General features: G+C 72.4%; 19 protein-coding genes and 2 pseudogenes. 9 read left to right on the forward strand and 12 right to left on the reverse strand.

Annotation, left to right across the window (positions count from 1 at the left end; genetic code table 11):
• Window positions 1–173: 173 nt before the first annotated feature.
• Window positions 174–1,640, reverse strand: a complete 1,467-nt coding sequence (locus THESUDRAFT_RS14900; protein ID WP_006903249.1) for an MFS transporter — start codon at window positions 1,638–1,640, stop codon at window positions 174–176.
• A gap of 388 nt (window positions 1,641–2,028) precedes the next feature.
• Here THESUDRAFT_RS14900 and THESUDRAFT_RS03035 point away from each other — a divergent pair, with 388 nt between their 5' ends.
• Entirely contained in the window at window positions 2,029–2,700 is a 672-nt protein-coding gene (locus tag THESUDRAFT_RS03035; protein ID WP_006903250.1) for an SIMPL domain-containing protein, read from the forward strand.
• 2 nt (window positions 2,701–2,702) lie between these two features.
• Here THESUDRAFT_RS03035 and THESUDRAFT_RS03040 read toward each other — a convergent pair whose 3' ends face one another.
• The 4 genes from THESUDRAFT_RS03040 to hepT all read right to left on the reverse strand — a co-directional run bounded on the left by THESUDRAFT_RS03040 (window position 2,703) and on the right by hepT (window position 5,913).
• Entirely contained in the window at window positions 2,703–2,981 is a 279-nt protein-coding gene (locus THESUDRAFT_RS03040) for a hypothetical protein (protein ID WP_156821695.1), read from the reverse strand.
• A 165-nt stretch (window positions 2,982–3,146) separates the two neighbouring features.
• Window positions 3,147–3,377, reverse strand: coding sequence for a hypothetical protein (locus THESUDRAFT_RS03045; protein WP_040826216.1), 231 nt, complete (start codon window positions 3,375–3,377; stop codon window positions 3,147–3,149).
• 6 nt (window positions 3,378–3,383) lie between these two features.
• Window positions 3,384–4,235, reverse strand: coding sequence for a ribosome small subunit-dependent GTPase A (gene rsgA, locus THESUDRAFT_RS03050; protein WP_156821696.1), 852 nt, complete (start codon window positions 4,233–4,235; stop codon window positions 3,384–3,386).
• A gap of 610 nt (window positions 4,236–4,845) precedes the next feature.
• Window positions 4,846–5,913, reverse strand: coding sequence for a type VII toxin-antitoxin system HepT family RNase toxin (gene hepT / locus THESUDRAFT_RS12095; protein WP_006903253.1), 1,068 nt, complete (start codon window positions 5,911–5,913; stop codon window positions 4,846–4,848).
• A 222-nt stretch (window positions 5,914–6,135) separates the two neighbouring features.
• On the opposite strand from hepT, the pseudogene THESUDRAFT_RS15240 reads away from it, so the two are divergent.
• From THESUDRAFT_RS15240 to THESUDRAFT_RS03085, 7 genes and pseudogenes are all read left to right on the forward strand, one after another.
• Window positions 6,136–6,258: pseudogene (locus THESUDRAFT_RS15240) on the forward strand (NAD(P)-binding domain-containing protein); the annotation flags it as partial.
• A gap of 31 nt (window positions 6,259–6,289) precedes the next feature.
• Window positions 6,290–6,484, forward strand: a pseudogene (locus tag THESUDRAFT_RS15245) (NAD(P)-binding domain-containing protein); the annotation flags it as partial.
• A 53-nt stretch (window positions 6,485–6,537) separates the two neighbouring features.
• A complete protein-coding gene (locus THESUDRAFT_RS14155) occupies window positions 6,538–6,969 on the forward strand; it encodes an NAD-binding protein (RefSeq protein ID WP_040826217.1) in 432 nt (143 codons plus the stop codon).
• A 134-nt stretch (window positions 6,970–7,103) separates the two neighbouring features.
• The gene (locus THESUDRAFT_RS03070; RefSeq protein WP_006903254.1) at window positions 7,104–7,739 is read left to right on the forward strand and encodes a CPBP family intramembrane glutamic endopeptidase; all 636 of its coding nucleotides are present in this window, start codon (window positions 7,104–7,106) and stop codon (window positions 7,737–7,739) included.
• Between the two features lie 210 nt (window positions 7,740–7,949).
• The gene (locus tag THESUDRAFT_RS03075) at window positions 7,950–8,312 is read left to right on the forward strand and encodes a hypothetical protein (RefSeq protein WP_006903255.1); all 363 of its coding nucleotides are present in this window, start codon (window positions 7,950–7,952) and stop codon (window positions 8,310–8,312) included.
• Between the two features lie 469 nt (window positions 8,313–8,781).
• Window positions 8,782–9,189, forward strand: coding sequence for a hypothetical protein (locus THESUDRAFT_RS03080; RefSeq protein ID WP_006903257.1), 408 nt, complete (start codon window positions 8,782–8,784; stop codon window positions 9,187–9,189).
• A 49-nt stretch (window positions 9,190–9,238) separates the two neighbouring features.
• A complete protein-coding gene (locus THESUDRAFT_RS03085; protein WP_006903258.1) occupies window positions 9,239–9,538 on the forward strand; it encodes a hypothetical protein in 300 nt (99 codons plus the stop codon).
• A gap of 240 nt (window positions 9,539–9,778) precedes the next feature.
• Here THESUDRAFT_RS03085 and pckA read toward each other — a convergent pair whose 3' ends face one another.
• Window positions 9,779–11,374 (reverse strand): phosphoenolpyruvate carboxykinase (ATP), encoded by a 1,596-nt coding sequence (gene pckA, locus THESUDRAFT_RS03090; protein ID WP_006903259.1) that lies wholly within the window; start codon window positions 11,372–11,374, stop codon window positions 9,779–9,781.
• Window positions 11,375–11,891: 517 nt separating this feature from the next.
• Between pckA and THESUDRAFT_RS03095 the strand changes: the two genes are divergently transcribed.
• Window positions 11,892–13,355 (forward strand): RsmB/NOP family class I SAM-dependent RNA methyltransferase, encoded by a 1,464-nt coding sequence (locus THESUDRAFT_RS03095; protein ID WP_006903260.1) that lies wholly within the window; start codon window positions 11,892–11,894, stop codon window positions 13,353–13,355.
• 86 nt (window positions 13,356–13,441) lie between these two features.
• Here the strand turns inward: THESUDRAFT_RS03095 and THESUDRAFT_RS03100 are convergent, their stop codons facing one another.
• From THESUDRAFT_RS03100 to THESUDRAFT_RS03125, 6 genes are all read right to left on the reverse strand, one after another.
• Complete coding sequence (locus tag THESUDRAFT_RS03100) at window positions 13,442–14,710, reverse strand: MFS transporter (RefSeq protein ID WP_242823220.1); 1,269 nt, start codon at window positions 14,708–14,710, stop codon at window positions 13,442–13,444.
• A gap of 416 nt (window positions 14,711–15,126) precedes the next feature.
• Window positions 15,127–18,582, reverse strand: coding sequence for a VWA domain-containing protein (locus THESUDRAFT_RS14905; RefSeq protein ID WP_006903262.1), 3,456 nt, complete (start codon window positions 18,580–18,582; stop codon window positions 15,127–15,129).
• Complete coding sequence (locus tag THESUDRAFT_RS03110) at window positions 18,572–21,196, reverse strand: BatA domain-containing protein (RefSeq protein ID WP_006903263.1); 2,625 nt, start codon at window positions 21,194–21,196, stop codon at window positions 18,572–18,574. The genes THESUDRAFT_RS14905 and THESUDRAFT_RS03110 overlap by 11 nt, the downstream gene beginning before the upstream one ends.
• Window positions 21,197–21,325: 129 nt before the next feature.
• A complete protein-coding gene (locus THESUDRAFT_RS03115; protein WP_006903264.1) occupies window positions 21,326–22,414 on the reverse strand; it encodes a DUF58 domain-containing protein in 1,089 nt (362 codons plus the stop codon).
• Window positions 22,383–23,597: an AAA family ATPase gene (locus tag THESUDRAFT_RS03120; RefSeq protein WP_006903265.1), complete on the reverse strand. Its 1,215-nt coding sequence runs from the start codon at window positions 23,595–23,597 to the stop codon at window positions 22,383–22,385. Before THESUDRAFT_RS03120 ends, THESUDRAFT_RS03115 begins: the two co-directional genes overlap by 32 nt.
• Before the next feature lie 205 nt (window positions 23,598–23,802).
• On the reverse strand, window positions 23,803–25,851 hold the full coding sequence (locus tag THESUDRAFT_RS03125; RefSeq protein ID WP_006903266.1) for a hypothetical protein: 2,049 nt from the start codon (window positions 25,849–25,851) through the stop codon (window positions 23,803–23,805).
• Between the last annotated feature and the right edge of the window lie 38 nt (window positions 25,852–25,889).

Genomic DNA, 25,889 nt, shown 5'->3' on the forward strand with positions numbered 1-25,889 from the left:
TGAGGAGAGCACTGCTCGGCCTCGGGAGGGGCGGGCTTGAACCGGTCACGGTCGGTGCGACATCGGTTTGATGTCGGTTTCGCCGGGGCTTGGGTGACGAACTTCCTCCCGTCCAATCTCGTGATGGGGGCAAGGTGGCGGTCACCGTCACAGGTCAGGCCTTGCCCGGCAGCCTAGCTACTGACTCCGCGGTCCGATCGGGTGCGAACCCGGACGGCCGCCAGCGCCGTGACGGCATGGACCACCGCCAGGATCCCGAACAGGACTCCCAGCCCCCACCGCTCCCCTGCATAGCCCAACACGGGGAAGGAGGTCAGCGACAACGCCGCCCAGAGCGTGTTGGCGGCGGACAGCACCGTGCCCCGAAGGTGGGCGGGTGCCGCCTCCAGTAACCGCGCGTTGAAGGTCACCTGGCTGGCTCCACCCGCCAGGCGGTGCAGCACGAGGCCCCCCACGGCCAACGCCAGAGCTGGGTTCAAGAGCGCCAATCCGCCGTCCGGTTCTGCGGGGCCCGTGACGACGCGATGCGCACCGACGCTCGGCACCGCAGCCAGGGCCCGCAGCAGGGCCCCGGCTGCCAAAAGCCACGGAATCAGGACGAACACGGCCCGCCGCGGCCCGCGCCACGCCCCGGCCAGCCGGGCCCCGGCCATGGTGACCAGCGAGGCACCGGCCAGAAGGGTCGAGACGGCACCCGGACTGGCGCCGAGGGCCAGGAGCAAGGGCTGGGTATATTCGGTGGCCGCGGCCGATCCCGCCCAGGTCAGGGCGACCACGACAACCAGGGCCAAGGTTTGCCAATGCCGGCTCGCGACGGTCCATGTGGACCGGGCCAGGGACCATCGCGATGCGAGCGATGCCAGCAAGTCGCCGCGCCTCACCCCGGCCCCGCCCGCCCCGTGGAGAACGGGACCGGAACCCCCACCCGTGCGGGGGAGTCCTGCCGCCACGATCATCCCCGTCGCCGCCACCGCCGCTTCCAGGGCGTAGAGCCATTGGAAGGACCGACCGGCGACCAGGCCGCCGACCCATCCGGCCAGCAGCGTGCCCGTGGCAGTCAGGGTGACGTAGGTGGCCAGCAGCCGGTCGAAGGCGGCAACCTCGCGCGGATGGCCGTCAGGGCCGGTTCTTCCGGGCGGGGATGGCGACTCGGCCGGGTCCCGGTTTTGAGCCGCCTCGGCCGCCGCCCCAGCCACCTTCTCGGCCACCTCCCGGAAATAGGCCAGGTTCGTCCCGGAAGGAAGGGTCCGCGCCAGGCCCGTCAGGGCTGCCGACGCCAGCACGACCCCCAGGTTCACCGGATAGAGCAAGAGCAGGGCGGCTGTCGCCTTGCAGGCCATCCCGGCCACCAGGAAGGTGCGGCGTCCCAGGCGGTCGGCCAGGTACCCCGACGGCACCTCGGTGGTGAAAATGGTCGCCTGGTAGACCACGTACACCAGGGATACCTGCGCCAGGGAGAACCCGTGGCCCAGCAGGTAGAGCATCCACACGAACTGGTCGAACTGCACGGCTTCCAAGAGCCCGTAGACGTAGAATCGGTAAAGGGGGAGCCGGTGCCGGTCCGGGCGGATGCGGAAGAACCGGCGCCGGTGGGGGCCCTTGGCAGTGACCTGCCCCGGATGGTAGGGCTCCACGTCCATCGACCGCTTCCCCTTCGAATCACGAACCGGCCGAATGCGAATCTACGCACCACCCGAATACGAACAACGCCGAACGTCAAACAACATTGGAATTGGCCGCAGACCTGCGGGAACCTGCCGCGCCATCGCCCGGTACTGGGTGCCACGAAGTGATTGCTTCCAAGGAACGGACATGGCAAGCCTCCTCGATAACGTGGAGGGTTGGCTCCGAGGGTTGGCTCCGGCGGCGATTGCAGGCGTGCAGGTTTCCGGGCCTGCCCATCTCTGGACGCCGCCCGCCGGCCTGCCGATCACTTCCGGTAGATCCGGTCGCTGCAGGCGGTCCTGTTCCCGTGGCGAACCGGTTCTCCGTGGCAGTTCATACCACAGGGTGCAAGGAGGAGCCGTCGTGTCGCCGGATGCCGAACCCCGCCAACCCACCCTCTTCGCCACCGGATACGGAACGGTCTCGGTCACGCCCGACGTGGCGGTGTTGCGGTTCTACGTCTACAGGACGCATCCCACGAACCACATGGCTGCCTACCGGGCGGCGGTCGATGCCGCGCAGCAGGTCATCGCCGCCCTGCGGGAAGAGGGACTCGCCGACGACGCCCTGCGGACCGTGGACATCGAAACCAACACCCGTCACCACACCGATCGCCAAGGTCGCCGGCACCTGATCGAACACGAGGTCCGGTACGTCCTGGAAGCCCGAGTGCGGGACTTCGAGCTGGCGGGCAAGCTGGTCGGGCGGGCTCTGGCTGCGGGGGCCAGCGAGGCGACCTTGTGGGGGTTTGAGATTTCCGACGTGCGGGAACTGGAGCTGCAGGCCGTTGAACATGCCGTCCGGCACGCGCGGGAGCGGGCTGAGGCGGCCGCCCGGGCGGCGGGAGTCCGGGTCGGTCCACCACTCCGGATGAACTTGCGCCTGAGTGGCCGCGCGTCCCGCTATGACTACCGCGATTCTTTCGTGGTGTACTCGGCAGGACCCGCAGAGGAACCTGCCGCTCCCATCAGCCCCGGCCAGCGGGAGATCGGCGCCGAGGTCGAGGTGACCTTCGCCCTCGAGCCGAGCGGCTGAATTCAGAAGAACCGCAGGAACAGGGGTTTCCGCTCCCCGTCGGCCCGGGCTTCCGCAGCAACCATGGCGATACATTCGCGCAGCTGCTGGATCTCGTCCAGGCTGCGCCTGATTATGTGGAGGGGATACACCCAGCCCTCGACGGCTGTACGGATCAGCCGCGACTGCAGCCCATTCGGGTAAACGGAGAGGGACTGCTGCCACCGCGCAAGCGCACCGGCAGTGCACAAGGGAAGCGCATGAAAGACGGCATCTGCGACGACCAAGCGCTCATGGTCCAAGACATCCCCGCGCAACGTCTCCGCCACGAGTTGACTCTGGGTCTGGATGCCTTGCCACGCAGCCGCAACCCACACACCGTGAAACCCGAACGTGACCGACACCGACCCGTCAGCGATTGGAGTATCGTCGACGTAGACATCGGAAACCCCATCAAGACGGCGGAGCTAAGTCAACTGCCCGGCAAGCCACGCAGGCCGCTCGTGGAACGCATCCGGAATCGTGTCGGTCCAAAAGTTGATCTCGAGATCTGAGCGCGCGCCGGCGACGCCGCGGGACGTCGAGCCCGTGGCGGCGATCTCCTGCGCCAGCTCCGCCGGGCATTGCGCCGCAAGGTCACGAGCCAAACGGTAACGGATCCGGCTTGCCTGAGTTGCCTGGGGTGGAAGCTGCCTCACCGCCAGTCACTTCCCTACCAGCTCGTTCATCAGGCGACGGTAACTCTCGTAACGTCCCGGGGCCACCTCGCCACGGCTGACGGCCTCCTTAACCGCACAATCCGGCTCATGGGTGTGACTGCAGTCCCGGTACCTGCACGCCGTGGCGAAAGGCAAGAAGTCGGGGAAATATAACCGCAATGAATCCGGGTCGATGTCCCACAGCCCCAGCGAGCGAATCCCCGGCGTATCGATGATGAAGGTGTCGTGATCCAACCGGTACATCAATGAACTGGTAGTCGTGTGCCTGCCCCGGCCCGTGCGGGTCAGCTCGCCCACGCGTTGGATGCTTTCACGAAGCAAGGCATTGAAGATGCTGGACTTGCCGACGCCGCTCTTTCCCGTGAGCACCGAACACCTGCCGCGCAGGTGTTGCTTCAGCCTCTCCATGCCGGCCCCGGTGAGCGCCGATACGTAGACCACGGGGATGTCCATGTCGGTGTACAGGCTCAAATCCGGACGGGTAGTCACCAGATCGATCTTGTTAACGCAGATGAGGGGGCGGATGCCACCATACTGGCACATGATGAGGTACCGGTCGATCAGCCGCGGATGAAAGGGCGGCGCGGCAGCTGAGGCGACGATCACGGCCACGTCCACGTTCGCGGCCAGGACGTGTTCCTCTTTGCTGAAGGCCGAGCGGCGTGTGGCATCCCCCCGCATCCGGACCAGTTTGCTCTTGCGGGGCAGCACCTCGAGTATGACGGCATGGTTCCCCTCGACAACAAACCGAACCCGGTCGCCGACCACGAGCGGCACGCGGGTCAGGTTCGCGTAGCACCGCTCACCCGCCATCACAACACGGATGTCGCTGCGCACCTCGCAAACAACGCCTATCGACGCATCATCTGAAACCGCCAACGGCGCATCATCTCCACCTGGCTCCGGCGTACCCCCCTCCTCTCGTTCCAGGCGCGCTCGGTACTTCGCTGAGCGCCTCTCCCTCGCTCTCAGCGCCCGGCGGTTCTTCCACTTCCGGTCGAACCAGTTCTCCCGCGCTCTCCGCAACAGCCTGTCCCTCCTGCCCCTGCCTCCGCCTTGCCGCAGCGCCCGGTCCGGAGGTCTTTCTAGTTAGACCACGTACACCAGGGATACCTGCGTCAGGGTGAACCCACGGCCCAGGAGGTAGAGCATCTACACGAGCTGGTCGAACTGCACCGCTTCCAAGAGCCCGTAGACGTAGAACCGGTAAAGGGGAAGGCGGTGCCGGTCCGGGGGGATGCGGAAGAACCGGCGCCGGAGGGGGGCTCCTGGCGGTGACCTGCCTCGGCTTGCATGGCTTCACGCCCATCGACCGCTTCCCCATCGAATTGCGAACCCGCCTCGGGACGCCGCCCGCCGGCCTACCGATCCCTTTCTTGAGCCGGTCGATTGGAGCCGCTCGCTACAGGCGGTCCTGTTCCCGGGTGACGGCACCGGCGAAACCGGATTAGAAGAACCGTCGGACCACGGCTCCGATACACAGGTCGAAGTCCCCCATGGGACAGGCCAGGATCGCATGAACCTCTTCGGGCGAGATCGTGTCGTACAGGTGCACCGCGCGATTGCGGAAGCGGACCATCCGGTGGAAGGTGGACCGGTGCTCCGCGGGGAGGCGCCCGGCCTCCACCGGCGGGTCGAAGGCTTCGCGGTACGACTTGGGAACGCCAAGCCCCAGGCGGGCCACCACGTGGTTGGCCACGTCGATCATCGCCTCGATGGAGGTCTGTAGCATGTGGACGGCCGCGCCCTCGGCGATCTTGTCGTCGCGCAAGGCAGCGGGTCCGCGCCGGGCGAGGGCCTCGAGGTGCACCAGGTTCCTCCGAATGAACTCGAGCTTGTCCCGTACCTTCTCCCGGTCGATGACGCCCATCGGTGCGGCCGGGGACCCGCCGTTTATGGCCGGCCGATCCTCCGGCACCCGCTCGGGGCCATCCCGACGCGGTCCTGCCATCGGCCAGCCGGGTTCGTCCGTGGGTGTGGGGCCGCCGGGATCCGGACCTTCTCCCTTGGCCCTGCCCGGATCCTGGGACCCGCCAGAAGAATGGGAGGGCGGCACCCCGTACATCGGCGCGTAGGCCTCCTTCAGCGCCCGGTCGTAGTCCAACGCCAGGCGCCGGTAGTCGGGGTCGAAGTCGCCGTAAAGCTTGCAGACGCGTTCCCGGAAGTCTGCCAGGGCCACGGGATCCGCGACGTAGAGCAGCCCGCCGTTGGTGAGGCCGCGGAACTGAAAGGGCAGCGGCGTCCGATTGAGGACGGTGACGGACACGTCTTCGAGGCCCAAAGCGTCTTCCACGGCGCCCTGGAGGTTCGCGAGTTCCCGGAGGTCCGGAAGCCGCTCCGCCCGGTAGACCACGGCCAGGTCCACGTCGCTCAGAGGCGTCTGGTGCGGGGTGCCGTAACTGCCGTGGAGGAATGCGGCCACCAGGCCGTCGAACCGGGCGAAGACGCCCGGAAGGCGGTAGAGCCGCTCGTCGACGCGGACGAACTCGCCGGTCACCCGCAGCTTACGGACCACGGCTCCGAACCTCCCGTATCAGTACGATGTTACCACCGGCGAAGGCCCACCGGCCGGTGGAGTGGCCCGCCAGGGAAGGAAGGACGAGGGAAATTCTTCAATAACGGGGTGGAGTGCCGGTAGGTCTTGCCGTCACCCTACGCGAAATCCTCCGGCGGCGGCCCGCGCCCGGTCGAACCGGCACGGCGCCGTGCGAAATTGGCGAAATAGGGATCAGGGCCTATGCCTTTGCACCGCGTGGGGTGGATCGGCCTTGGCGCCATGGGGAGTCGCATGGCGCGCAACTCGATCAAAGCGGGTTTTGAGGTGGACGTGTGGAACCGGACACCGGCCCGGGCGGAGGAACTCGGCCGGGCGCCGGTTCGTCTGGGTCGACATGAGCACCATCGGGCCGCAGGCCGCCCGCCAGTTCGCGGCCGAAGCCCGGGAACGGGGCGTCGCGTTCGTGGACGCGCCGGTCAGTGGCAGCCTGGGGGCGGCAGAAGAGGCGCAGCTGGTGATCCTGGCCGGCGGCGACCCGGCCGTGGTGCGCGACCTCGAGCCGCTCTTTACCGTCCTGGGCCGCAAGACCATCTACTTCGGCGAGGCCGGTCAGGGCCAGGTGGCCAAGATGCGGTCAACCTCGTGCTGGCGGGGCTGCTGCAGGTGGCGGCCGAGGGCCTGGTCCTGGCCGAGCGCCTGGGGGTCGACCGGCAGGCGTTCCTCGACTTGCTCGAATCCGGGCCGGCCGCGGCGCCCCTGCTCAAGATGAAGCTGCCCTCGTGGCGCAACGGGGACTTCCCGCCCCAGTTCCAGCTGGCCCTGATGCACAAGGACCTCGGCCTGGCCTTGGCGGCCGCTCACGAGGCACGGGTGCCGCTGCCCGCCACCGCCCAGGTGGCCCAGACCTACGCCGCCGCCACGGCCGGGGGGCTGGGGCATCTCGACTTTAGCGCGATCCTGCGCGAGGTGGAGCGGCGGGGGGGGGGGCCGGGAGGCGAATCCGGGGAGCGGGCCGGAGGCGGCTTGAAGGTCTCCGTTCCCGTGGGCGCCTGGGGCGCCCTGTGCTGCGGCTGACGGGTGCCACGATCTCTGGTGACGGGTGTCGCAACCGTGGTGAACTTGATTCGACCTTCCACCACGTTCTGGGGGATCTCTACCGCTCCCCATGCGCTGTCTGCCGCTGCGAAGACGAGAAGGAGCAAACCAGCGTGGAACAGCGGAACGGGACGCCCTCCCTGTGGATGCTCTACCTGAGCGCCGTGTACGTCGGGGTGTTTGGTTTCCTCATCCTCCTGCTCGGCGATGCCAAGACGCCCTCGTGGTCCGAACTGCTCGCGCTGGGGGATGCGCGGCAGGTGTGGGGCCTGGGAACGATCCTGGGCCTCCTCGCCGTGGCGATGCAAATCGGCATCGCCGTGTTCCTCCCCGAACGGTTGTGGGCCGACGACGGTACCAACGCCTTCTTCACCCGGCTCAGCTACGCCCACATCGTCCTGCTGATGGCCTTGACGGCCCTCGGCGAGGAGCTCTTCTTCCGGGCAACGATCCAATCCCTGCTCCTTCGCTGGATCCCCTCCGTGGCCGTAGGCCTAGCGGTGGCAGCGGCCGTCTTCGCCGTGGCCCACGTGCGGTATGTGACGCGGCCCGTGCTGCTGGCGGGGGCGTGGGGGATCGGGCTCCTCCTGGGTTGGGGATATTGGTTCACTGGCAGCATCTGGACCGCGGTGTGGGCGCACTTCCTGGTCAACGTCACCATGACCGTGCTGGGGAAGCACGGGTGGTTCCTGCCGGGGTGGAGATCGTCGAAGGGGGAGCGCCGGCGGCTCCGACGGCCCGGACCGTAGTGACGCCTCCTTGGCTGCAGGCCTGGCTGCCAGGTCCGTCATCTTGCTCCCGACCGCCGTAAGCCGGCCGAGCCTTGGGCCGTGCAGTGGCCGTCGCGAGGCCGCGGCTGGCCCGTCGGCAAGCGGAGGCATTGCGCGAGTCGAGTCAAAGCGCGAAAATAAATACGCATAAAATGATGAATAAGCGCATACGATGAAAGGAGGTCGAACATGGCAGGGGGTACGGCCGCCATGGCTTCCAAGCCGCCGTTTACACGGGACCAGATCGTTTCGGCCACCGAAGTGGCGCGCCACTGGCGTTCGCGCGTGGAACCCAAGCTTCGCGAGTTTCCCTATGTCCTCGTATTTTCCGGATCCGATCCCCGGACCACGATCCTGCCCTATGACCAGTTCGAGGTGTTGTGGCAGAAGGCCGAAAAGGCCGCCGAACTCGAGTTGGAGCTGGAAGTTCTGGCACGGGTGCTCCACGCGGCAGTCTCCGGGGAGCAGATGATCCCGTTGGCGGACGTGATGAAGGAGTTCGGGATCACCCCGGACGAGCTGGCGGGGGACGTGGACATGGACGATGAGTGAAGTCCTACCACCCAACGTGTGGTTTTTCCCCGACGCCAGGACCGACTTGGGCCGCTTAGACCGGTCGCAGCGAGTCCTCGTCCTCCGGGCCATTGTGAAGATCGCGCGGGCACCGGATCGGGTGGGGAAGCCGCTGGGGCATCTTGCTGGCCTCAATCTGGAAGGTTTTCGGAGTGTGTACGTGGACCGTAAGAGGATTCGTATCGTATGGAAGGTTACCGAAACCGGCGTCGTGCAGGTTGCGGTCATTGCGGCGGTCGCAGAACGCCAAGGATTGGTGGTGTATCGGACGGCGGCCCAGCGTCGGGAAGCCATTGGTGCGTGGATTCAAAAGCGCATTGAGAGTTCGGGATGAGTGGGCATCGGGGCGGGGCCGTCGGCTGTTAATCTGCAACAGGCCCCATGCCCCCTTGGATGGGGGGCATGCCATTGGTAGAGCCAGCCTGGAGTTGCGGGGGGGGCATAAATCATGGTCGTCGGCTGGCGAAAATGGTGCCATATCTCTCTCGTCATGGTTGCATTTCTCCTGTTCACCGGCTGCGCAAGCGAACCGTCAACGACCATCACCATGGTGGTCCGCCGCCTCCCCGATAGCGATATCGTGGACATGACGAAGGGTGAGCTTCCACCTCTAGCCGACGCCGTGGTTGCGGTCCGGGAACTGGGCCTCGAGAAGGTCACCGACGCCAACGGACAGGTGATGTTTGTTCTCCCGCTGGGTCGGACACCTGGATACGCTCGGGATGAGGCCGTCTACACTTTCGATGTGTGGGTCCCCACGCCTCCGTTTCACACCGTGGTGCGGCGACGAATCACCCCCGATGAGCCGAGGTTCGAGATCCACTACAATCCCAAACGTAATGTGACCATTCAATGAGGTTGAGGGTCCCCCAAGGTCGCCGGGATACGTAAGGAGCTGATTTGCCGTGCCGCCGCTGGAATGGCTGTACACGCATAGGGTGGAACTTCTCTACCTAGTTGCCGTCGGCGTCGTGTTGGCGTTGTTGACGTTCGGCCGAAGATCCGGCTGGCTGACGGTGGCCGCGGTGTGTTTAGCCAGCCTAGGTGCGATTGCCGTCTGGAATGAAGTGTTGGAGGTGCCGCCGATCGAGCGGTTGTCCGACGATACCCTGGTCGCCGCTATGAAGGTGCTCTACTTCCTTGGCGTCGGAGGCGCGGCTGTAGCCCTGGAGGTTGGTGTACGAAGGAAAAACGGGAATCGGTGAACCGGTGGACGTGGGCGGTGTGGGCCGGCCGTTGCCGTGAGGTCGTTCGCTCCCCCGGGGCGCCTGCGCCCGCTCCCGAGGCCCGTCGGGGTGCCCGGAAGAACCTGCGCATTGCAGAGCGGCAGGGGGCCCAGCCGGTCGACCGGCCGGGCCCCCTGCCGCTCGCTACCAGTCGATCTTGGTCGTCACATTGCTTCGGCCTTCACGTCTGGGGCCTACCTTCCCGACGGGGGTGTGCGACTACCCCACCCGCGGCCCCGCGGCCTTGATCTCCTCCGAGACGCCCTCGAAGCGACGGAAGTTCTCCACGAAGCGGGCAGCCAGTTCCCGGGCCTGGCGGTCGTAGGCCTCGGGGTCGGCCCAGGTCCCCCGCGGATCCAGCACCTCGGACGGCACGCCCGGGCAGGCCACCGGCACGGCGAGCCCGAAGACCGGGTCGACCCGGTGCTCCACGCCGTCCAGCTCGCCCCGCAGGGCGGCGCGGATCATCGCCCGCGTGTAGGGCAGCTTCATCCGGCTGCCGACGCCGTAGGGCCCGCCGGTCCAGCCCGTGTTGACCAGGTACACCCGCGTCCCGTGCTGCCGCAGCCTCTCGCCCAGCATGCGGGCGTACTCCACCGGCCGCCGCGGCAGGAACGGCTCGCCGAAGCAGGTCGAGAAGGTCGCCTCGGGCGAGGTCACGCCCCGCTCGGTGCCCGCCAGCTTGCTGGTGTAACCGGACAGGAAATAGTACATGGCCTGCTCCGGCGTCAGCCGGGCGATGGGCGGCAGCACGCCGAAGGCGTCGGCACTGAGGAAGAACACGGTCCGCGCGTGGCCCGCCACACCCGGGATCACCGCGCCGTCGATGAACTCGACCGGATAGGCGGCCCGCGTATTCTCGGTCAGATCCGCCCGGTCGTAGAGGGGCTGCCGCGTCTGCGGGTCCAGGATCACGTTCTCCAGCACCGCGCCGAAGCGGATGGCGTTCCAGATCTGGGGCTCGTACTCGCGGGAGAGGTTGATGCACTTGGCGTAGCAGCCGCCCTCGAAGTTGAAGATCCCCCGCTCCGACCAGCCGTGCTCGTCGTCGCCGATCAGGCGCCGCTCCGGGTCGGCCGACAGCGTGGTCTTGCCCGTCCCCGACAGGCCGAAGAACAGGGCCACGTCGCCGTCGGGACCCACGTTGGCGGAGCAGTGCATGGGCAGCACGCCCCGCTCGGGCAAGAGGTAGTTGAGCACGCTGAAGATCGACTTCTTGATCTCGCCCGCGTACTCCGTACCCCCGATCAGCACCGTGCGGCGCTCGAAGCTGACCAGGATGAAGGTCTCCGAGCGCGTCCCGTCGGTGCGCGGGTCGGCGTGGAAGGTCGGGGCGTAGAGCACGGTGAAGTCGGGCTCGAACCCGCGCAGCTCCTCCGGCTCGGGGCGGAGGAACAGCTGCCGGGCGAACAGGCTGTGCCAGGCGTACTCCGTCACCACCCGGACCCGCAGCCGGTAGGCGGGGTCGGCCCCGGCAAATCCGTCGAAGATGAAGTGATTGCGCTGGCGCAGGTACTGCTGGACCCGCTCGTAGAGCCGGTCGAACCGGTCCCGCGGGAAGGGCTGGTTCACCGGACCCCACCCGATGTGCGGGTGCACCGACGGTTCGTCCACGATGAACTTGTCCCTGGGTGAGCGGCCGGTGTACTTGCCGGTGGTGACCACCAGTGCGCCCGTGTCGCTCAGCTGGCCCTCCCCGCGCGCCAGGGCCAGTTCGACCAGCTGGGCGGCGGGCAGGTTGCGGTGCACCACCGGCGCCACCTTGCGGCTGGCGTGGGGTGCGGGTTCGTAATCGTCCCGGAAACGTGCGTCCATGGCGGGCTCTTACCCCCAGTGCGGCCGGGCGTCGCGGCCCTGCAGGTACCCCTGGGAATGGCGGCCGGCGTTGCCGGCGCGCCGCCCGGCCCCTGCTGGCCGGTGCAGCCCCTCGAAAGCCTTGTACCACGACCCCGTGGTGTGGCCACAAGCCAGCCCCGCCCGCGGCCCGAGGTCAGGTGCGGACGGGTACGGGCGGGCAGGCAAGATAACCTGCGCCGGGCTGGCCGTGTTGCAGGTTCCATTTCAGCATATTTGGGCGCCGGCGGCAACGGCGAACGGGCACGCATCCTGGCGGCAGGCCGGGGGCCGGTTGCGGCATGAAGCAAGCCGGGCCGGTTCGGCCACCCGCGGTGCACCGCAGCCCCTCCGCTTTGGGGTATCGTCACCCTTGGGGCCCGGTTGCCTGGGGTCCTGTTGCCGCCGGGTCCTGTTGCCGCCGGGTCCGTTGTAATGTTGTCATTCGGTCCGTTGAAGAGGTTGCAGGCGAAGGGTCTGGAAGGAGGAGGGCGCGCCCGTGGCGACGGCCGTGTTCGAACGCTACCGCACCATCATCGACGACTGGGAAGCCTTCCAGGCCGCCCTGGCCCGGCCCCAGCCGGCCACCCTCAGGGTGAACCGCCTCAAGGCGGATCCCGGCGCCCTGCGCACCCGTCTGGAAGAACGCGGCTTCCGCCTCGAGCCCTACGACTGGTATCCGGACCTCTGGCGGGTGGTGGAGGAACCGTTCCCGCCCGCCCTGACCCTGGAGCACTGGCTGGGCTGGTTCTACCTCCAGGAGGCGGCGGCGGCCGTGCCCGTCCTGGCCCTGGACCCCCGGCCGGGGGAGGTGGTGCTGGATCTCAGCGCCGCCCCGGGCGGCAAGTCGACCCAGATGGCCGAGCGCATGGGCGGCCGGGGCATGGTGGTGGCCAACGACCCCGACCCGCGCCGCCTGGCGGCGCTGGCCCACAACCTCCAGCGCCTGGGGATCACCATGGCCGTGGTGACCCGGGCCGACGGCCGCCAGTTCCCCGGCGGGGTGGCCTTCGACCGGGTGCTGGTCGACGCGCCCTGCTCGGCGGAAGGCAACGCCCGGCGCAGCGCCCGGGCCCGGGAGGGGGCCGGCCGGCACCAGCGACGGCGGCTGCCGGCCGTCCAGGAGGCCCTGCTCCGGCGGGGCCTGGCGCTGGCCCGGCCGGGCGGCGTGGTGGTGTATTCCACCTGCACCTTCGCGCCGGAGGAGAACGAGGCCGTGGTCGACCGGATCCTGCGGGAGGCGGAGGGGGCCGTGCGGCTGGAGCCCCTGCCGCCGGGCCTGCCCGGAACGGCCGGGGTGACCGCCTGGGAGGGGCGGCGTTTCCGGCCGGAAGTGGAGCTCTGCCGGCGGCTCTACCCGCACCACCTGGACTCGGGCGGCATGTTCGTGGCCCGGCTGCGGAAGGAAGGTCCCGTCCCGTGGGAAGAACCCGGCGGCCCCGGGGCCGTCCCGCCAGGCGGGGCCGGCCCCGGTGGCGGCCCGGACGGGGTGGGGTGGCAGGCTGCCGACGCCGGCCTGCGGGAGCAGGTGGTGGCCTGGTTCCGGCAGGAGTTCGGTCTGGACGAGGCGGTGCTGGCCGGCCTTTACGCCTATTCCAGCGAGGGGCAGGGGATCTGGCTGGCGTCGCTGCCCCGCATTCCGGGCTGGGAGGAGCGGTGGTCGGTGGGGCTCCGGCTGGTCCGGGCCCACGGAGCCACCTGGAAGCCCACCAGCTTTGGCCTGGTGCAGTGGGGTTCAGCGGCCACGCGGAATGTGGTCGACCTGGAGAAGGAGGCCTTGCGGGCGCTGCTGGAAGGCCGGCAGGTGACGCCGCCGCCCGGGGCGCCGCTGGAGAGGCGGGGTTGGGTCGTCCTGCGTTACCGGGGCTACGCCGTAGGGTGCGGGTTCTGGGACGGCGAGCGCCTGCGTTCCGCGCTGCCCCAGGAACGGGCGGGGGAACTGCGCAGCATTCTGGCCCGCTAAGAATGCCGGGGTGGCGGGCGATACCGGTGCCGCCCGCGCTACGGGCTCAGCGCCAGCGCCGTGGACTCAGCGCCCGTACCGCGGGCTCAGCGCCCGCCCGTTCCACCGGCGACCCAGCGCCAGGCCACCGCAGTGCCGGCCAGCGCCAGGGCCAGGGACACCAGCGGCACGCTCCCGAGCCCTGCGGCGTCGGCCACCAGCCCGCCCAGGGCCCCTCCCACCGAGGCGGCCAGGGCCGCGCTGCCCTCGTAGACCCCCACACCCTCGCCCCGCCGCTCCGGGGGGATGGTCCGGCTGATGATGCCGGTGGCGCCGGTCGCGGTCAAAGGGTAAAGCGGCAGGGCAAAAGCCGCCACCGTGGCCAGCGGGGTGCGGAAGGCGGCGATCAGGCCGTACATCACCACATACCCGAGAATGCCCAGGGTGAAGACCCGCTGTGGTCCCCAGCGGTCGGCCAGCCGCCCCACCGGCGCCATGATCAGGATGCCCAGGGTGCTGGCGATCCCCAGGGCCCATCCCACCTGGCCGCTGCTTCCGTGCAGGTATTCGGTGAGATACGGCCCGAAGACGGCAAAGAACGCCTCGTTGCCCGCGGCGGTGAAGAGCACCGCCACGGCGATGGCCACCACCGCGGGGTAGCGCCACACCGGCCGCGCCGGGGCCGCCGGCGAGGGGAGCGGAGCCGGCAGCGGGGAGGGCGTGACGGTGCCGGCGCCCCTCAGCGGCCGGGAAGGCCGGCGCAGGTCAACCGGGGACGATCCCGGCCCTTCCGGCCCGGCCTCGCCCCAGGCCAAGGCCGGGGGCGACGCCGGGCCGCTGCCGCCGGTGACCGGCGCCACCGCCGGGGCCCGGGAGGCCAGCCCGCTGACCACGGCCGCGGCCGCCAGGGCCATCCCGGCGGCCAGCCAGAAGGACAGCTCGATGCCTGCCATGCCGGCCCGGTCGACCAGCCAGCCGCTGCCGAAGCTGCCGGCTGCCCAGCCCACGGACCGGGCCCGGTAGAGAGCCGCTGCGGCCTCGCCGGGCCGGTCGGGATGGCGCAGGGTCAGCCAGGCGACGGACAGGGGCATCACGGCGGCCAGAAAGGCGGTGGTGGTGACCAGGAGCGTAATGAACCCCGCCGACGACGGCACCAAGGGCAGCAGAGACAGGGCCAGGGCGGCGCCCGCCAGTCCCAGGGCGACCAGCCGTGCGGGCCGGCCCGTCAGGTCCCCCCAGCGCCCCCAGCGCCCGGCCATCAAGAAGGTCGCCAGAGAGGCCAGGGCGAGACCCGCGGCCGGTACCGAGAGGCGCGGTTCCCCCAGGGCCTGGCGCATGAACACCGGCGCGTAGGCGTAGACCGCCACGCCCCCCATCCCCTCCACCGCTGCGGCCAACAGGAAGGGAAGGGGGGTGCCGGAGATCCAGGACCCAGCTGGTCTACGGGCTTGGGAACGGCGAGCCGGAACGGGCATGGGGGACGGGAACCCACCCTTCCACATGCAAACAAACCCACATGCAAACGGATGTTCGTGATTCTAGCCCACTGGCGAGAACCGGTCAAGAGGGGATCGGCCGGGCGAGTCCCCATCGTCAACTATAACGACAACGGTTCGGGGACGATGGACGGTTCGGGCAACCTGGTTTGTTTCTCCTCGGGCGCTTGCCGGGCGCTTGCCCGTCCGCTCCGACCGGTGCGCCTTCCCTCCAACAACCTGGCCGAACTTGGGGGTCCGCTCCGATTTCCCCGTGCACCGTCGCCCTTGCCAGCCCGCCCTTTCGTGCGGCGGCGTCAAGGCCCGGCAGAGGGATCCACGTGCCGGCGCACCCGCTCGGCCAGGCGGGCCCGGGAGCGCTGGCGGGCGGCCTGAAGGCGGGCCAGGCCGGCATCCTGCACCGGGGCGGGGGCAGGCGATTGTTGATCGGGCTGGGCACCCTGAGCACCTGAAGCTCCCGCGGCGCCAGGCCTTTCCAGGACCCCTTCACCCTGCCAGCCTGGCTGGGCTGCGGGGCCCGATGGGGTGGGTGCGGCGACCGGCCGGGCCGGCGGGGCCGGTTCGTCCGGGGCAGGGGTGGAAAGGGCGATGGGTTCGAAGGCCGAGTCTCCCGGCGGCTCGCCTGCCGTGCCGGCGGCGGGGTGACCTGCCTGGCTGCTGGCCGCGCCCGGCGGGCCTGCCCCAAGCTGGCGCGGGTCACGCGCCATGCGCTGGGCCGGTGGGGCCTCTTGCTGCACCCGCTCGGCCGCCCGCTGGGCTGACCGGACCTCCTCCTGGGCCAGCTGGCCCGGCCGCTGGGCTCGCTGGACCCGCTGGGCCCTCCGGTCCGGCCACAGCAGGGTCGCCAGGGCGGCCGGGAGTCTCCTGAAGCTTCCCCAGGTCCAGCCCAGGCGCCGGGCGGCCACGTCAGCCGGTAGCAGCGCGGCGGCGGCCAGGAGCAGGTACGGCCACAAGAACCAGCGGCCCGGCGGCGCCGGGACGCCCTGGGGGTCCAGCGCGCTGCGGGGATCCCATGCCTCCAGCCGCACCGCCCGGCCCCCGGTGAGGGCGGCCAGGGTCTCCATCAAGACGGGGTCGCTTCCGGTCTGGAGGAACTCCGCCGGGTAGGGTACCGCCACGACGGTGCGCAGGGTGCCGGTTCCTCCCCCCGCCGGTTCCACCACCACCGGGTGGACACCGGGCTCCGGCGCAGGAAGCACGGCCTCCGAGCGGCCCGCCGCGACGGGGATCAGCAGCGCCTCCGCGTCCCCGAGGCGGACCTTGCCGCTCAAGGGCGGCGAGCCCTCCACCGTGACCGTCACCGTGCCGGCCGGCGTGGCCCGGGCCCCAACCTGCCAGGGGATGTTGCCGCCCGCCGCTCCCTCCAGCAGCCAGTCGGCGATGTTGGCCCACAGGCGGGCGAAGGGGCCCGTTCCCTCCGGTGCGGCGCCGCCGGTCCAGGCGGCGATGCCGGGTCCTGCCGTGGGTGCCGTCCAGGCCACCGCCCGGCCGAGACCGTAGAACCAGGCGGCCAGCACGGGATCGCCGTCCTCGCCGGCCAGGAGCACCTCGGCCCGGTCCCGGGGTGCGGTGAGCACATAGCCCCCCAGGGGCGGTAGCAAGGCTCCCTCCCCGGGCGGCGCCTGCGGCCCGCCGCCGGCTACCCCGGATGCCCCAGGACCTGCAGCCGCCCCCGGACCTCCCGGCGCCCCCGCCCCCGGACCGCCTTGCGACCCCGGATCCCCTGGAGCCGCAACCGGCGAGGGCACCACTCCCTGCAGGATGGCGCCGGGGCCGCCCGGTGCCGGCGCCGCGGTGACCACCGGGCGGAAGGGTTCGTCGCGGATGAAACGGCGGGCGGCCAGGGCGGTGTCGCGGGCCAGCAGGGTGGGCAACTGGCCGGGATCGGCAGCCTCGTACAGCGCCCCGCCCCCTTCCCGCGCCAGCTGGGCCAGGGTGTTCCGGTCCGCGTCCGGGCCGATGGCCACGGCCGAAAGGGTGACGCCCTGGCGGCGGAAGGCGCGGGCCAGGCCGGTCACGTCGAAGGGCTCCGAGACGCCGTCGGTCAGGGCGATGACGTGGCGCACGTCGGCCTTGACGCCCTCCATCAAGGGGAGGGCCGCTGCCAGGCCGCTGCCCAGGCTGGTCCCGCCCTGTGCCGCGGCGGGGAAGGCGCGGTCGACCTCGCCAGGGTTGCGGACCGGCTCCAGGGGCCGGGTGACGTAGGCCTGGCTGTCGAAGAGGACCACCGCCAGGCGGTCGGCCGGCGTCAGCAGCTGGGCCACCCGGCGGGCCGCCTCGACGGCCATCTGCAGCTTCAGCCCCGCCATGCTTCCCGAGCGGTCGATCACCAGGGTCAGGGCCACCGTGGGCAGGTTCTTCCGGTTCCGCAGGTCGCTGTGGACGGGCAGGGCTCGCTCCACAGGGGTGCCGGTGTAGCCCCCGGGGCCGAAGGTGTCGGGCATCCCCGCCATCACCAGGCCCCCGCCCAGGTCCCGGACGAACCGCTCCAGGTCGGCCATGGCGGCCTCGCCCAGCTGGGGGGCGGGCACGTTGTCGAGGATGACCGCCCCGTAGCGCTCCCACCCCGCCAGGTCCGCCGGCCGCTGGGCCGGCCGGCGGCTTTCCACCGGGATTCCCTGGGCGGCCAGCAAGCGGGCCAGGGGCGGGTCGGGATGGGGACTCAAGACCAGCACGGGGCGAGCGCCTTCCACCTGGAGGACGGCATCGAAGGCATCGTTGGCCGGCTCGGTGCTGGTGGAGGGCGGCACCGCCTCGATCACCGCCCGCAGCGCCAGGGGGCCCGGCCGCTCCGGGGTGACCGTCAGGACGAACCGGTTTTCCCCTGGGGCCAGCTGGACGGGACGGCTGGCGGCGACCCGGTCGCCGGCCATAAGGTGCAGCCGGGCCGGTCCGGCCTGGTGGGCCCGAACGGTGACCTCAACGGCCGCGGGCCGTCCCGGCCTGGCGGCGGCCGGGACGTCGAGCCCGGTGACGGCCAGGTCCGGCCGGGGGTCCGGGTTCACCACCACCGTGTCCAGGACGGCGCCGGCCGCCGCCAGGGCCCGGGCTTCGGCCACCGCGTCGCCCCGGGTCTGCTGCCCGTCGGAGATCAGCACCACCCGCCGCCGGTGATCGGAGGGCAGGCTGGCGGCCGCCAGCCGCAGGGCGGCGGCCAGGTCGGTGGCCGCCCGCTGGGCCGGGGCCGTCCAGGTCAGGGGAGGCTGGGGCACCGGGCCGGGGGAGCGCTCGACGGCCGGCACCCCACCGGCGGAAATCACTGCCACCTGCACGGGCTCGCCCCCAAGGTCCGCGCCGGGGTCGGAGGTGAGGAGGCGGTCGATGGTCCGGGTCACCTGATCCAGGACCGGTTCCATGCTGGCCGAGCGGTCGACCACCACGGCTACGGCCAGGCCGCGGGAGGGCAAGGGCAGGGACGGGCCGGCCAGGGCCAGGATGAGGCAGGCCATGGCCAGCGAGCGCAGCAGCCGGCCGGGGCGCGGCGCCTGGAGCCGGAGGAGCGGCCCTCCAGCGGGGCGGGAGGCGGTGGCCCGCCTCTGCCGCCGGGGCCCGGCCGGCCCCAGGGCCGGACGGCGCCAACGCAGCAGGACCCAGCGGGGCCGTTGCGGGGCCGAACGGGGCCACCACGACAGGGCCCGGCCCGGCCATTGCAGGACCCGGCCGGGCCACTGCAGCGACGGACCGGGCCAGCCCAGGGCCACGGCCAGGGGCCACACGAGAAGCACCAGGATCCAGGGATGGTCAAAGCTCATGCCGCACCACCCACGTCCCGGCGGCCAGGCCCGCCAGGGCCAGCCAGGCCGCCCACCGCCAGGCCGGGTGACCGGCCAGGGGGCCGGGGGAGGACAGTGTACCCGGGCCGGGTGGGCCGTCCCCGGCCGCCGGGGCGGCCGCCCGGGTATCGCTTTCCTGCCGTCCGGCCGCGGCTTCCGTCCCCCGGCCCGGCTGGGGTGGGGGGACGTGGCCCGTGCCTACCAGGGGTCCTTCGGCCACCGCCAGCGACTCCCCGGGGTCGGGCTGGACCCAGAGGGCCGCCTCCACCGTCTCCTCCGCCGCTTGTCCGCCGCCGGAACCGCCGGTGGGGGGCACGACCGGGCGGGCGGTGATGCGGTAGAGGCCGGGTTCGTCCAGCACGGATCCCGGCAGGACGGGCCGGCCGGAAGGGGACAGCACGGTCACCGCCGTGAGCCAGGGCGAGGGGGCCAGGGCCAGCACCTGGCCGGCCCGCTGGCGGGGCGGGGCGCCTAGCCCGCCCGGCGCCAGGTCGGACACCAGGGCCTGGACCAGAAGCGGCCACGCCGGCCGGAGCAGCAGCGTCCCCTGGTAGGGATCGAAGCCCAGAACGGCCCGGCCGCCCCGGCCGGGGCCGGGGGGACGGTAGGTGGCGATGGGCCGGCCGTCGCCCAGGAGCAGCGGGACCTCGCCGGGTTCCCGCTGGCCCCGGGCCGGCTCGAGGGCCTGGGCGGAGAGGAGGGTCACCCCCTCCAGCGGCACCAGGCCAAGGAGCCGGGCGGCGTCGCCCCCCGGGGCCACCGCCAGCGAGCGGGGCTGGAAGGAGGGGCCCGGCGGGTCGATCCAGATCACCGGCAAGCTTGCGGGAAGACCGGGCGGCAGCGGCAGGCCCACCACCACCAGCAGATCCAGCCCGGCCACGGCCTCGAGGGGAAGGGCCGCAGCGGCTTCCGGGCCGAGCGCGGCACCTGCTGCGGCCCCGGGTTTGCTTCCTTCCGTACCCGCCGCCGGTCGGCCCTCGGTGGGCACGGGTTGCCCCGCGCCTCCGTTTCCGCCTGCACCCGCCGGGCCGCCCTCGGGGGGAACAGGTTGGCGCGCGGCGGAGCCTTCGCCGGAGTAAGCGGGTTCGCCCCCGGCCGGCCGTGGCCCGGAAGGAGGGGGGCCTTCCCCGGTTCCGCCGGTTGTGCCCGTGCCCGGGGGGACGAGCCGGACCACCTGGGCGCCCGGTCGCAGCGCCAGCGCCCGGTGGATCAGGGCCGCCTCACCCTGCGCCAGAAGGCCGATGCGCACGGTGGGCGACGCTTCGGGGATCGCCCAGGCAACGTCGTCGGTGGGGTAGGCATCGCCGGGAACCAGGGCCACCCGGTAAAAGGGGGCGCCACCGGGGACGGAGATGGTCACCTGCAGGGGCCGGCCGGGCTGCAAGGTCACTGTTCGCGGCGGGACGTTGCCGGACGAACCGGCGGCGACGGCATGCTCTCCGGAGCCGGTGGACGCTGCCCGGCCGGTCCGGCTGGCGCCGGGCCCGTCCGGCACGCTTCCGCTGGCGCCTGGCGAGCCCGGGCTGCTCCCGGTGTGGCCTGGTGCAGCCGAGCCACCGGCGCCACCGCCTTGCGGGCCCGCGGTACCTTGGCGAGGACCGGGCGAGTCCGGGCTGTCCCCGCCGGCGCCTGGCGAGGCCGGGTCGCGGGGGGCCGGTTCGACCACCACCGTGACGGTGGCGGGCTTGCGGCCGTAGTGGACCAGGGTGACGGTGAGCTCGGTGTTGCCGCCAGGGTCCCGGGACGCCAGGCCATTCCCGAGGGCGTTCCCGAGGCCGTTTCCCACGCCGTTCCGGAGGCCGTCCCCCACGTCGCTCCCGAAGTCGTTCCCCGGGCCCGTCCCCTGGCGCGGCCCGGGTAGGTGTACCGCCAGGATGGCCGTGTTCTCCACCGGCTCGCCGGTCACCACCACCTCCAGGGGATGCAGGGACGCCGGGGGAGGCGATGCCAGCTGCCGGGCCAGGGCGGGGTCGGTGCCATCGGTGACGACCCGCACGGGGCTGCCGGGAGGCAGGGCCCCCGCTGCCCCGTAGGCCAGGGCCAGGACCGTTCCCCAGTCCGTGGTGCCTCCCGCCGGGCCCGAGGGGGAGGCGGCCAGCCGGTCCAGGGCGGAGCCGATGTCCGCCGCCGTCGCCCCCGGCTCGGCCAGCCAGCCGGGTACCGGGCCGGCCCAGAGCAACGCGCCCCGAAACCCCGGGCCAGTGCGGCGGAGATCGTCGTGGAGGAGGGCGATGGCCTCCTGCCATCGCCCTTCGACGCCCATGCTGGCCGTGGCATCGAGGACCCAGACCACCCCGGGGGCCGCCGCCGTGCCGCCCGGCAGGGCGGGCCGCGCCAGCGCCAGGGCCAGGGCCAGGGCGCCCAGAAGCTCAAGCCAGAGGGAGAGGCGGGACCGCAGCCGCTGCCAGGGCCGGCGGGCCACCTGATCCCGCACCACCTGCTGCCAGAGCAGGGTGGAAGGCACCGGCCGGATCCGGGGCCGGCGGCGCAGCATGTAAAGCAGCACGATGAGGCCAGCTCCCAGAAGGGCCAGCAAGGGCCCGAGCCAGCCCCAGCCTGTGGTGAGAAAGATGCTGCCGGCCGCGCCCGGCACCGTTCACCGACCTCCCGTTGCTGTGCCCGTTGCCGTGCCCGCTCCGCTTGCCGTGCCCGATCCTCGCCCCGGCCTCCATTGCTCCCAGGCGTCCCGGGAGCACGCCGGCCCTTCTGACCGGCCGCACCCTCAACCCAGGAGCCCCGCCGGAACCAGGTGCCCGGCGATCAGGGTGCGGGCGGGGGCCGGAGCCGGCACCGCCACGTAGAGCACCTGCTGGGCGTGGCATGCCCGGCGCCAGCCTTCCGCCCACCGGGCAACGGCCTGGCGGTAGCGGGCCAGCAGGCTGCCGTCCACGGTGACCTCGACGGTGGTGCCCGTTTCCGCGTCCACCAGGGTCCATTCCCCCGGCGGCGGGACGCGGTCGTCCAGGTCCAGCAGGTGGATCACGGCGCCCTGCCCTGCCGCGGCCAGCAGGGCGGCCACCTGGCGGAAGTAAGCCGGGCTGTCGATACCGCCGGGGTCCAGCAGGTCGCTGATCAGGATGGCCAGGCCACCGCGCCGCGGCGGGCCCCAGGCCGGCCCCGCCCGGGCTCCAGCACGGGCCTGCTCTCCCCCGGGCCCTGAATGCCAGCGTTGCAGGGCGGCCCGCAGGGCCGTGGGCACCGGCGGGCCGCCGCCGGCCGCCCGGGCTGCCGCGGGCTCCCCGGGCACCTCCTGCCCCTTTCCTGCGTGCGTGCCCGCCCGATCCCCAGCCGGCTGCCCGACCTGGAGGACCCCGGCCGCCCGCTGCCCGGCCATCCGGCCGGCTGCCGCCGCCAGGGCCACCGCCAGCCGGTGGCGGGCGGGCCTCCCCCGCCCACCGCCCAGGGCCAGGGCCCGGGGGCCTTCCAGCAGCACCACCTCCAGGCGGTCGCCGTGGTGCAGGGTGCAGTACCCCAGCGCCGCGGCCAGCTCAAGGGCCGTGTCTCCCTTGTCGCCTGCCACCATGGAGGCGGACCCGTCGATCAGCAGGGTGACGGTCCGCTCCCTCTCGGCCTGGTACTCCCGGACGTAGGGCCGGTCCAGCCGGGCCAGGGCCTGCCAGTCCAGGGTGCGGGGATCGTCCCCCGGCACGTACTCGCGGAAGCCGGCGTACTCAAGGGAGCGTCCCTTGGACCGGGCGCGGTACCGCCCCGACCATGCCTGGGGAGCGGCGGCCCGGCCCAGCAGCTGGAGCCGCTCCAGCAGGGGCACCAGCGGGCGCTCAAGCCAGCGGTCCAGGTTGGGCGCGGTCATGGTCACCGTCTCCCCGATCGCCCGCGACGGGCGGGCGGGATGAAGCCACCAGGCGGTGGGCTGGCGTCCGGCTCCCGGCAGGGGCCCGTTCGTCCCCCGCCGGTTCCGCCGGCCGGTCTCCGGGGATGGGAAGATCCAGCCGGGCTGCCAGCTCGGCCAGCACCTGTTCGGCGCCGGTGCCTTCGGCCTCCGCCTCGAAGGTCAGGATCAGGCGGTGCCGCAGGGCGGGGAAGAGGACGGCACCCAGGTCGGCATAGGCCACGTTGAGCCGTCCGTCCATCAAGGCGCGGGCCCGGGCGCCCAGCAGCAAGGCCTGCAACCCCCGGGGGCTCGCACCATAGCGGACGAACCGGCGCACGGCGGGGGGAGCCTCCGGGTGCTGGGGATGGGTCATGGCCACCAGCCGGGCGGCCCGCTCCAGCACCTCCCCGGTGACCGGCACCTGGCGGGTGAGGTCGATCCAGGCCTGCACCGCGGCGGCGCCTTCGGCTACCGTTTCCGGTGCGGGCGGCTCCGGACCCGTGGTGAGCCGCCCGATGGCGGCCAGGGTGGCTTCGGAAGGATACGGCACCAGCACCTTGAACAGGAACCGGTCCAGCTGGGCCTCGGGCAGGGGAAAGGTCCCCTCCATCTCCAGGGGGTTCTGGGTGGCCAGAACGAAGAAGGGACGGGGCAGCGGCCGGGTGCTTCCGCCGGTGGTGACCTGGCCTTCGGCCATGGCTTCCAGGAGGGCACTTTGGGTCTTGGGGGTCGCCCGGTTGATCTCGTCCGCCAGCACCAGGTGGGCCCAGATGGGGCCGGGCTCCCACCGCCAGCCCCGGCGCCCGCCCGGCTGCTCCTCCAGGATGTGGGTGCCCAGCAGGTCGGCGGGCATCAGGTCCGGGGTGAACTGGATCCGGGAGAACTGAAGGCCCAGCACCCGCCCCAGGGCCCGCACCAGGGCGGTCTTGCCCAGGCCGGGCACGCCTTCCAGCAGCACGTGGCCGCCGGCCAGAAGGGCCCAGAGCACCTGGCGGACGACGTCGTCCTGGCCCAGGATGACCCGTTCCAGCTCCGTACGGACCCGCTCCAGCTGTTCGGCCACCTGGTCCAGGCGCCGGGCCAGGACATCGGGATCGTCCAGGCCGGGCGTTCCCTGCCCCGGCGGGTTGAAGCCGCTGCCGCGGTCCTCGCGATCCGTCACCCGTTCCGCCCCCTGTCTGGACGTTGCGCCGCCGGTTTCGTCCCGCTTCCGCTGCGGGCTGCGTCAACCCTGGGGCACGGGCCGGACGGGGCCCTCGGCCTGGCCGCCTGCCTGCCGGCCGTCCCGGCCCCGCCCGCGGTCACGGCCCGTGTGCCCCCCGCCCACCCGGCCGCCCGGCCCCCGCCCGGTTACGGGCCCGCCGGGGTCACGGGCCGGGCAGGCTGTCCGTGCCCGTGCCGCCGAAATAGGCCTGCACGAGCCACTGAAGCTCCGGCGAGAGACCCTGAATGCTGCTCCTGCCCAGGTCCAGGGCAGCCTGGCTGGCCCACTGGCGCTGCAGCTGGCCCGCGGGCAGGGTCTGGCCCGGCTGGATGGTGATGGGTTCGTCCGCCCAGCCGGGAAGGGTGAGGGAGCCCGGCACCTGGGCGCCCGGAAGTCTCTGGACGGTGCCGCCGGGCAGGGTGGATGCCAGCCCGCCGGCCAGGGGCGAGCCGGTGGTGCCCCGGCCCCACCCTGCACCGCCGGCTCCCTGGGCCGCGCCACCGCCGCCCGGGCTGCCTCCGGCAGCGGCTCCGGTGTTGCCGGATCCACCTCCGGCGCCCGCACCGGACCCGCCGCCGGGTCCACCGCCAGGCCCACTCCCAGGCGCCCTGCCCGATCCGCCTCCACTGCCCGCACCGGACCCGGGGCTCGACCCCGGTGCCGTTCCCGGTGGAGTCCCCGGCTCGAAGACGGGGGGGCTCCCGGACGCCAGCCCGCTTCCTCCCCCGGCGGGGCTTCCCGCGCCGCCCGGGCCGCTGCCCTGCCCCGGCAGGAAGGGGACGGCTCCGGGGCTCCCGAGCCCCCGGGCGAGGCCGGCCAGGGCCACGTGCCGGGCCAGGACCTCCAATCCCCCGGCCAGCGTGGAGAGCTGGCTGGCCAGTGCCTGCAGCGCGGCGGCCGTCTCCTGGGCAGCGCCTCCCGGGACGCCCGCCGTGCCTGCCGCCCCCGGCGTTGGTGTCCCCCCGGGCCCCGGCGTCGCCGGGAGCCGGGTTTCCGGCGTGGCCGCCGCGGCGGCCCGGGCCAGGTCGGCTGCCCGCTGGGCGGTTGCAGCCGCCCGGGCCAGGGCCGCAGGATCCAGGCTGGCTCGAGCCTCCTGCAGCTGCCGGGCCAGGGTGTCCAGGGCTCCCGACAGGGCACTTACGGGCGATGCTGCGGAACCTTCCCCCGTGCTCCCGGAGCTCGTCCCGGCCGGTCGGCTGCCGCGGGATCCGCCGGCGGCCGCCTGCTCCCGGGAACCTCCGGGCTGGCGGCCGGGCGGGCCGCCGGGATCGGGCCCCTGCGGTTCCGGCCGGCCGGGACTGGCGCCCGAGGGGGAGGGGGCGCCATCCGCGTCCTCCTCGCCGCTGGCCTGCGGCCGGTCCTCCGGCGGGCGGGTCCCGGCGCCCGCGGGGGCCGGGGTGCCGGGTTCCTCCCCCCGCGGGTTCACGGTGGCGGGAAGGCTTTCCTCAAGGGCCTTGACCTGCCTTTCCAGGCGGGCCAGCTCGGCCCGCCACTGGGCCCGCTGGGCGCGGGCCGGGGCCAGGGGGTGAGGGGCCAGCCAGAGGGCAGCGTCCGCAGCCAGCGCCAGCAGGGCCACCGCCGCCCATCGCCGCCAGCGCCGGGGGGCGACGGGCAGGTGCCGAGGGTCGGCTTGTCGCAGGGCATCCAGGGCCCGCCGGCGCTGCAGAAGGGTCATGGCGGCCGGCACCAGGGGATCGGGGTGCAGGGCCGTCAGGGCCTGCTCCCCCAGGTTGGTTGCGGCATCCGCCGCCCGGGCGGCTTCGGTCCAGCCCGGTGCGGTGATCCAGGCCCGCACGGCCGCGGCGGCCAGGGTGAGGGCGGCCACGGCGAGGGCGGTGGTGCGGCCCACCGGGTCGACGAGCCAGCGGTCCGTCACCAGCGCCGGCAGCGCCAGCCCGGCAGCCAGGACCAGGCCGGCCAGGCCGTGGGCCAGGACGTGCCGGCGCCGCAGCCGTCTCCGCCAGGGCGCCAGGGCAGAGCGGATCTGGGCACCCGCCCCCTCCCCGGCCGTCTCGCTGGGCAGCCCCTGGGGCTGCTCCCGGATGGTGCCCGCCACGCCGGGGACGGGGCGGGTCCCGTGCGAACCCGACCCGCACAAGCCCCGCCGGTGCCCGCTGCGGTCGCCCCGCTGCGAGCCGCCCCCTGCCTGCCGGTCCTCTTCCGGGCGGATGTTGGCTGCCGCTCCGGGTCCGGTGCGGCGGCGGAACCTCATGGCGCCATGCTCCCTTGCAGGGGGGTGATCCTTCACCG

Origin of the sequence: Thermaerobacter subterraneus DSM 13965 (assembly GCF_000183545.2) — a bacterium.
Taxonomy (GTDB): Bacteria; Bacillota; Sulfobacillia; order Thermaerobacterales; family Thermaerobacteraceae; genus Thermaerobacter; species Thermaerobacter subterraneus.